Annotated in this window: 1 protein-coding gene and 2 pseudogenes; 2 read left to right on the plus strand and 1 reads right to left on the minus strand. The window is 58.8% G+C overall.

The annotated features are described in order from the left end of the window. Positions 1 to 298: nitronate monooxygenase (locus BLS48_RS34385; protein WP_208604719.1), on the plus strand; the 298-nt coding region annotated here is incomplete at its 5' end. Positions 299 to 312: 14 nt separating this feature from the next. Here the strand turns inward: BLS48_RS34385 and BLS48_RS34390 are convergent. Next, a pseudogene (locus tag BLS48_RS34390) lies at positions 313 to 875 on the minus strand (DDE-type integrase/transposase/recombinase); the annotation flags it as partial. Between the two features lie 168 nt (positions 876 to 1,043). Between BLS48_RS34390 and BLS48_RS34395 the strand changes: the two are divergent. Beyond that, positions 1,044 to 2,061: pseudogene (locus BLS48_RS34395) on the plus strand (IS3 family transposase); the annotation flags it as partial. Positions 2,062 to 2,147: the final 86 nt, after the last annotated feature.

Raw genomic sequence — 2,147 nt, forward strand, 5'->3', positions numbered from 1 at the left:
TCGCCTGACTTCGCTCATCTCCGGACGACCGGCACGGGCGCTCGCCAACCGTTTCACGGCGCTGCAGGAGACGCTCCTTGACCAGCTGCCGCCCGATTATCCGATCGCCTATGACGCTGCGAAGGCATTATACGCCGCAGCCAAGGCCAAGGGCGAACATGGTTTTGGTGCGCAATGGGCCGGGCAAGGCGCGCCGCTGTCGCGTGCGCTGCCAGCAGCTGAACTGATGGCTACGCTGGCACGCGAGTTGGCGAACGCGCCCCGTCCTTCCGCTGCTGAAGGGCGCCTGTCGATCTAACAGGACGCATCCTATTTGATAGTCGGGTTCATTCTCTCGACCTGGCCGTTGGTCCACGGGTGCCTGGCCTTGGTCGTGCGGTGCTCGATGTCGTTCCTGGCGCAGGCGTATTCGAAGGCGTGAGCGCGGAATATCTCGCCATTTGCTATTGCCTCCTTGATCAGCGGCACCGCCGAGCCACCGGCACCGGGGGTGGTGAACCGGATGCCATTGTCGGTAAGCACGGTGTGGATCTTGTAGGGCACGGCCGCGATCAACCGCAGTAGAAAGTCTCTTGATACGGCTGTGGGGGCTTCTCGTGCAACTCGACGAAGGCGAACTTCGAGGTGCGGTCGATAGCGACGAACATGTGCAGCTTGCCCTGTTCGGTCCGCACCTCGGCGACGTCGATGTGGAAGTAGCCGATCGGGTAGCTCTTGAATTTCCTCTTCGCCGGTTTGTCGCCCTCGACATCCGGGAGCCGGCCGATGCCATGGCGTTGCAGGCAGCGATGCAATGAAGACCGCGTCAGGTGCGGGATGGTCGCTTGAAGCGCATAGAGGCAGTCGTCGAGCGGCAGCAGCGTGTAGCGGCGGAAACCGCCCTTGCTCGTTCCGCAATCAGGGCAAATCCAATCATCGGACACGTCTTCCCAATGGGTGCCGGGCGGGATGCCCTCTTCTGGTGACGTGCCCCCGTTGAATTAGGCCATTCAGACTTGGAATTTTCCACTTATTATCCCTGTTGGGCAGAAGAGGAGAATTCGATGAAGGCCTCGAAGTTTTCGGAAGCGCAGATCGCCTTTGTTCTGAAGCAGGCGGAGGACGGGACGCCGATCGGTGCGGTCTGCCGCAAGGCAGGAATTTCGGACGCGACCTTCTACAATTGGCGCAAAAATATGCCGGTCTGATGCAGTCAGAGATGAAGCGGTTGCGGCAGCTCGAGGAGGAGAACGCCAAGCTGAAGCGGATTGTTGCCGACCTGTCGCTGGACGAGGCGATGCTTCAGGACGTGCTGTCAAAGAAGCTCTGAAGCCTGCCCGCAAGCGCACGCTTGTCGACACGATCAAGGCAGACTGGAAGGTTTCTATCCGGCGCGCATGTTCGGTGCTGAAGATTGACCGGTCGCTTTATGTCTACAAGTCCAGGCGCGGCGAGCAGGCCGAGTTGAAGCTGAAGATCAAAGACATCTGCCAGACACGGGTGCGTTACGGTTATCGTCGCGTTCATGTCCTGCTCAAGCGCGACGGGTGGCCCGTCAATCCGAAGCGAATCTATCGTCTTTACAAGGAGATGGACCAGCAACTCCGCAACAAGGTTCCCAAGCGTCGGGTAAAGGCGAAGCTGCGAGCCGACCGGACGGAGCTGACCCATTCCAATCACGTCTGGGCGATGGATTTCGTTCATGACCAGTTGGCCACCGGGCGCAAGATCCCTTTGTTGACGGTGGTCGATACCTCCTCGGGCTTCTCACCAGCAGTCGATGCACGCTTCAACTACCGGGGCGAGGACGTGGTCCAAACGCTCGAACGAGTATGCCGGCAAGTCGGTTATCCGGCGTCCATTCGTGTCGACAATGGCAGTGAATTCATCTCCCGAGATCTTGATCTGTGGGCCTACCACAAGGGTGTCGTGCTCGACTTCTCGCGCCCAGGCAAGCCGATGGACAACAGCTACATCGAGAGTTTCAACGGCAAGTTCCGGGCTGAGTGCCTGAACGCTCACTGGTTCATGAGCCTTGACGACGCGCGCTTGAAGATGGAGGATTGGCGTAGAGACTACAATCCTGTTTCATAACACCCATCTGTCTATGTTGTTGAATGGAATAGGCTTTGCTGATCTGGATGCGATCCTGCGGGGTATTTGGGGTT

Origin of the sequence: Mesorhizobium qingshengii, from assembly GCF_900103325.1 — a bacterium.
Lineage (GTDB): Bacteria > Pseudomonadota > Alphaproteobacteria > Rhizobiales > Rhizobiaceae > Mesorhizobium > Mesorhizobium qingshengii.